This is a genomic window from Lactiplantibacillus fabifermentans DSM 21115, from assembly GCF_000498955.2.
GTDB classification, from domain to species: Bacteria; Bacillota; Bacilli; order Lactobacillales; family Lactobacillaceae; genus Lactiplantibacillus; species Lactiplantibacillus fabifermentans.
Map to the genome: position 1 here is coordinate 1 of NZ_AYGX02000079.1, position 5,594 is coordinate 5,594.

Consider the following 5,594-nt stretch of genomic DNA (forward strand, 5'->3'; position numbering starts at 1 on the left):
GGTTATGCTGAACAATTTGTCCAAAAATTCGGATTAAATTTGCAATCTACCATATACTTAATATTGTTTTGAAAGTGAGCTGAGATTAGCAATTGGCTGGCCGTAATGGAATCGTCCTGAAAGTGGCGTTAACGGGCGTTTTTTGGCCGTTTACACCACGGACGTCTTTTGAGACCTGGGGTTTGGGCTCAAAAGCGAGGTTCAAGACGTTTCTCAGGCTTGGACCGGTCCTAGGACGATGGAATTACGGTCAGCCAATGGTGGCACTCACCAACTACTTCGAGTTATCCTGGCTAAGTTCGGTCCAAAGATTTCGGCGGTATAAAAAAACAAGTTTCCACTAATCGGGAAACTTGCAGAGCTGTTAGACAATTTATTTAGTGAAGGCCGCGAGCCGTTCTTTCATGACATTGTAGATGCGTTCCGTATCAACGGAAGTACCGCGTAATTCGTAGTCGGCAATGAGGTCAGTGTCTAATTGTTCGGCATAACGACGGGCCGTTAAACAATATTGTTCGTTGAAGTTGCGGTTCCCGCTACCAACAACCCCAATGCAATAGTTCGGGTTTTGGTCGTAGTTTAAATATTCGCCTAAGACGTTGGTCATTAATTCTTTGACCCCGTTATCGATACCGTTACCGCCATCGAGGTAGGTTGGGACAAAGGCGAAGTATGGTTTAGTTTCAATAGCAAAGTCCGATTGTTCAGTAATCTCTTTGAGTTCAATCAAAGGATTACTTTCATCGGCCGCGTGTTGGGTTTTAGCATAGTCTTGCATCCCCGTCACGAATGACTTCGTATTACCTTCAATTGAGATGTAGATGATATTAATAATGGATTCACTCACAGCCAGTTCCTCATTTCTGTTTTTAACATTGTAAGTTAAGTTTACGCTGTGGCTCGTTGATTTGCAATTAACTTATGGGGACAGATTACATTTGTAAGCAAATCGTAATTTAGCGCTTCCAACTAGTTGCATTATAAAATTAAAATAAAATGAGATTTTGTGTTGACTTCTAATAATTTCTGCGACATAATAAAAAACGTTGAACAAGCGAACAAACTAAAAAAACGTAAGATGAGTAACTGATGTCGCTATCCCCAGCGAGTTGTCATTTGGTGTAAGACAATGGTAGTAAATCAGTGAAGATGGTCTTAAAGCGCGTTTTCAATGCTGAGCTGAGTCGTAAAGCATTGACGGGAACTCCCGTTATAGAGTTAGGGTATCACATGTGATGGTTGTACTTGAAACAAACTGCTGTGACTTAAAGGTACCCGAAGAGGAATGATTCATGAGGGTCATTTGAAGCCAGGTGGTAACACGAAAGCGTTCTTTCGTCCTGCGTCTTAGAAATAAGACGGGGGATGAAAGGACGCTTTTTTATTGTCGCTAAAATGAGAAAAAAGTGAGAGAAGGACGAATTGATGACAGCAAATAACATTATTGAACTCAAAAATATTGACGTCACCTTTCACAATGGTGACCAAACCGTCAAGGCCGTACAGGCGGTGGATTTAACGATTGAAAAAGGTGATATTTACGGCATTATCGGGTATTCCGGGGCTGGCAAGAGCACGTTAGTCCGGGTTATTAATTTATTACAAACGCCGACGAACGGTACCGTGACTGTTAATGGCCAACAATTACAACAGTTAGCGCCCGCAGCATTACGGCAAGCGCGTCAAAAGATCAGCATGATATTTCAACACTTTAACTTGATGAAGTCCCGGACGGTGCTCGGCAATGTCGAGTATCCACTCCTCAGTCAAAAAATCAGTCAGGCCGCGCGGCAACAAAAAGCGTTGCAACTCTTAAAATTGGTTGGTTTAGCGGACTATGCCCAAACGTATCCGGCCCGCTTGTCAGGTGGTCAAAAGCAACGGGTGGCCATTGCGCGAGCGCTGGCCAGTGATCCGGAAGTGTTGATTTCAGATGAAGCGACGAGCGCCTTAGACCCGAAGACCACTAAGTCGATTTTAGCGTTATTAAAAAAGTTGAATCAGGACTTAGGCTTAACGATTGTTTTGATTACGCATGAGATGCAAGTAATCAAAAGTATTTGTCATAACGTCGCCGTGATGGACGCGGGGCAAATCGTCGAACGGGGGCGCGTGGCACAAGTCTTCACTGCGCCGCAAGCCCCGTTAACGGTCGATTTTGTGGAAACCTCGACGAATGTCAAAGCCGCAATCGAACGGATTACCAACACGATTGATTTGGCAGGTTTGGCGGCTAATCAGGAGTTGATGTATTTCAACTTTATTGGAAATGCGACTAAAGAGGGCATCATTTCCCAGTATTCGCAGCAGTACCAATTGGACGTCAACATTCTATTTGCCAATATCGACCAAATTGATGGCGAAAATGTCGGCTACATGATTGCGATTATTACCGGTGACTTGGCCGCTTTTAATCCCGCGATTGCTAAGCGTGTCGCTGATGGGGTTAAGACTAAGATTATTACGACTGAAAATGGATTGGAGGGGTTGGCCTAATGGCAGCATTGATTCCAAATGTAATTTCGATGAAGAGTGAATTTATTCAAGCAACTTTAGAAACGTTATATATGACGTTTGGTTCCGCCATTATTGCGGCCGTGCTCGGGTTAGCGCTCGGGGTTTGGTTAGTAGTCACCCAACCGGGGGGCATCTTAGCCGACCGGGTGACTTATTCGATTTTGGATAAGCTGACCAATTTATTACGGTCAGTGCCATTTATTATTTTGTTGGCTGTGATTTCGCCGCTAACGAACTTCTTAGTGGGGACAACCGTTGGGACCACGGCCTCCTTAGTCCCATTGATCTTTGGTATTTTCCCGTTCTATGCTCGCCAAGTTCAAAACGCTTTGTTAGATGTGGACCATGGCGTGGTGGAAGCCGCTGAATCAATGGGCTCAAGTCCCAGTGAAATCATTTTTCGCGTTTATTTAAAAGAGGGGTTACCAGATATTATTCGCGTTTCCATCGTGACGGTCATTAGTTTAATTGGCTTGACGACGATGGCCGGTGCCATTGGTTCGGGTGGACTGGGCGACATCGCCATCAGCATTGGGTATGCCCGCTTTGAAAATGATATTACCTTAGTGGCGACCTTGATTATTTTAATCTTGGTATTCGCCGTGCAGATTATTGGCGATTGGCTGGCAAAAAAAGTTGAACATAATTAAAGGACGGGGATTATTATGAAGAAATTATTATGGTGGATTTTAGGAATTGCGGTAGTCGTGGGGGTCGTTTTTGGTATTCACGGCTTGAGCAGTAGTCACAATGCCAGTGCGAGCCATACTGATACGATTACGATTGGCTCACAAGGGTCGGATTACGATATTTGGCAACATATTGCCAAGAGTGCCGATGCGAAGAAATTGGGCTTGAAGATTACGGTTAAGCAGATTACGGATGGCGTGCAATTGAATAAGGCGACCGCGCAAGGCAGCGTGGACGTCAACGCCTTTCAATCATGGTCTTATTATGAAGCATATAATCAAGAAAATCCCAAATCGAAGTTAGCATCGTTAGGGACGACTTATTTGGAACCAATGGGCATTTACTCCAAAAAATATAAAAGTGTCAAAGCCATTCCAGATGGCGCCACGATTGCGATTGCTAACAATCCGTCACAAGCAGCGCGGGGTTTGTTATTACTCCAAAAGGCGGGGCTGATTACGCTCAAGAAAAACTTTGGTAGTCTCGGGACCGTTAAGGATATTAAAAGTAATCCTAAACATTTGAAGTTTAAAGAAATCGACGATACGACCGGCCCCCGGATTATTAAAAATGTGGATGCAGTTTTAATTTCAAACACGGTTGCTTTGGAAGGTCATTTACACGTTTTGACGGATTCGATTTTCCATGAAAAGGTGGATCAAAGTACTAAAGATAACATCAATATTTTAGCAACGGCCGCGAAGAATAAGAACAAGGCTAGCTACAAGAAGTTGATTAAGTTATACCATCGCGCGGATATTCAAAAGTATATCAAAGATAAGTATTACGGGACCAAGATTGAAGTTAATAAACCTAATTCATATTTCAAAAACTAATTATTCAAAATAGAAAGAAGTTAATCATGATGGCTAAAGTTGAAAGTTTTACCTTGGATCACACGAAAGTTAAAGCACCCTATGTCCGTTTAATTACGGAAGAACAAGGCCAACACGGGGATAAAATCAGCAACTACGACTTACGACTTGTCCAACCGAACGTCGATGCGATTCCGACGGCCGGTTTGCACACGATTGAACATCTCTTGGCGGGACTATTGCGAGACCAGTTGAGTGGCGTCATTGACTGCTCACCATTTGGTTGCCGGACTGGTTTTCATTTGATTACGTGGGGGCAACATTCTACGACGGAAGTGGCGACGGCGTTAAAAGCAGCCTTGACCACGATTGCCACTGAAACGACGTGGGATGACGTTCAAGGTACCGATATATACAGTTGCGGCAACTATAAGGACCATTCCTTGTTTTCAGCCAAAGAATGGGCGCAGAAGATTGTTACGGAAGGCATTAGTGACCAACCGTTTGAACGGCACGTCGTTTAAGCTGAGGAGGGTGTCAAAATGAGTAAATTAGCAATTATTACGGGTGCCGGTCAAGGGATTGGCGCGGGCATTGCCCGGCGCCTAGCGCAAGACGATTATGCGATTGCCGTTGCGGATATTAATCCGGTAACTGGCCAACAAGTTGTCGATGAACTGCAAGCAGCGGGTAAAGCCGCTAAGTTTTATCAAGTGGATGTGGCGCAACGGGCGGCGGTCTTTGACTTAGTAGCGCAAGCGGTCGCCGATTTCGGCGAGTTAGCCGTTTACGTCAACAATGCCGGGGTGGCGTTTATTGACAGCTTTGTTGATTCGGACCCAACCCAAGTCGAGCGGCTCTTTGATGTTAATTTGAAGGGGACGTATTGGGGCATTCAAGCCGCTGCTACCCAGTTCAAAAAGCAAGGTCACGGTGGGCGTATTGTGAATGCGGCGTCGCTGGCCAGTGTTGAAGCCTCCGCCTTACAAAGTGCTTATTCAGCTTCCAAGTTTGGCATTCGAGGATTAACGCAAGCGGCCGCTAAGGAATTAGCGGCCGACCACATCACCGTTAATGCCTATAATCCCGGCGTTGTGCGGACACCGATGCGCGATGCGATTGATAAAAAAACGGCCGCTATCAAGCATGTAACGGTACCGGAACAACAAGCCCAAGTTCTAACCGAAATTGCGTTAGGCCGCGAAGCCCAACCGGCCGATGTCGCGGAAGTGGTGGCCTGGTTTGTCTCACCAGCGGCCGGGTATGTGACGGGGCAATCGTTGCTAGTGGATGGCGGGATGCGGTTTCATTAAAAGAGTGGTCCCCAAGGCGGTTAGTTTGCGAGCATTAACGTGACAACCAGTATTATGCCTGGAATTGCCGTTGTGAGTCAGCAGCAATTCCAGTAGCCGTGGCGACCGGTTCGAGCCAAAAAGCGGTCTCGAACCTCACTTTGAAGCTCGGCCCAACCCGCCAATCTTCAAAGATGTCGGTGCCGTAAGTCCGGCCAAAAGCGTGCCGAACTAACGCCACTTGCACGGCAACTTCCATTGCTGCTAACTCACAACTGAA

Annotated in this window: 7 protein-coding genes; 5 read left to right on the forward strand and 2 right to left on the reverse strand. The window is 45.7% G+C overall.

The features are described from left to right. Window positions 1-373 precede the first annotated feature (373 nt). Window positions 374-847: a class Ib ribonucleoside-diphosphate reductase assembly flavoprotein NrdI gene (gene nrdI / locus DY78_RS06920; protein ID WP_024624466.1), complete on the reverse strand. Its 474-nt coding sequence runs from the start codon at window positions 845-847 to the stop codon at window positions 374-376. A gap of 578 nt (window positions 848-1,425) precedes the next feature. On the opposite strand from nrdI, the gene DY78_RS06925 reads away from it, so the two are divergent. Genes DY78_RS06925 through DY78_RS06945 form a run of 5 tightly spaced genes read left to right on the forward strand, consistent with a single transcriptional unit; the run spans window position 1,426 to window position 5,335 of the window. After that, the gene (locus DY78_RS06925; RefSeq protein WP_024624465.1) at window positions 1,426-2,496 is read left to right on the forward strand and encodes a methionine ABC transporter ATP-binding protein; all 1,071 of its coding nucleotides are present in this window, start codon (window positions 1,426-1,428) and stop codon (window positions 2,494-2,496) included. After that, a complete protein-coding gene (locus DY78_RS06930; protein ID WP_024624464.1) occupies window positions 2,496-3,167 on the forward strand; it encodes a methionine ABC transporter permease in 672 nt (223 codons plus the stop codon). Before DY78_RS06925 ends, DY78_RS06930 begins: the two co-directional genes overlap by 1 nt. Before the next feature lie 15 nt (window positions 3,168-3,182). Further along, window positions 3,183-4,043, forward strand: coding sequence for a MetQ/NlpA family ABC transporter substrate-binding protein (locus DY78_RS06935; protein ID WP_024624463.1), 861 nt, complete (start codon window positions 3,183-3,185; stop codon window positions 4,041-4,043). Window positions 4,044-4,072: 29 nt separating this feature from the next. After that, window positions 4,073-4,546, forward strand: a complete 474-nt coding sequence (locus tag DY78_RS06940; protein ID WP_033614732.1) for an S-ribosylhomocysteine lyase — start codon at window positions 4,073-4,075, stop codon at window positions 4,544-4,546. A gap of 18 nt (window positions 4,547-4,564) precedes the next feature. After that, window positions 4,565-5,335, forward strand: a complete 771-nt coding sequence (locus DY78_RS06945; protein ID WP_024624460.1) for an acetoin reductase — start codon at window positions 4,565-4,567, stop codon at window positions 5,333-5,335. Between the two features lie 52 nt (window positions 5,336-5,387). On the opposite strand, the gene DY78_RS06950 is transcribed toward DY78_RS06945, so the two are convergent. After that, a partial coding sequence (locus DY78_RS06950) for a hypothetical protein (RefSeq protein WP_235810647.1) occupies window positions 5,388-5,594 on the reverse strand: 207 nt, incomplete at its 5' end.

Bases quoted from the DNA above. Each gene is read 5' to 3' on its own strand.
- DY78_RS06925 (WP_024624465.1), top strand. From the start codon at position 1,426: ATGACAGCAAATAACATTATTGAACTCAAAAATATTGACGTCACCTTT.
- DY78_RS06930 (WP_024624464.1), top strand. From the start codon at position 2,496: ATGGCAGCATTGATTCCAAATGTAATTTCGATGAAGAGTGAATTTATT.
- DY78_RS06935 (WP_024624463.1), top strand. From the start codon at position 3,183: ATGAAGAAATTATTATGGTGGATTTTAGGAATTGCGGTAGTCGTGGGG.
- DY78_RS06940 (WP_033614732.1), top strand. From the start codon at position 4,073: ATGGCTAAAGTTGAAAGTTTTACCTTGGATCACACGAAAGTTAAAGCA.
- DY78_RS06945 (WP_024624460.1), top strand. From the start codon at position 4,565: ATGAGTAAATTAGCAATTATTACGGGTGCCGGTCAAGGGATTGGCGCG.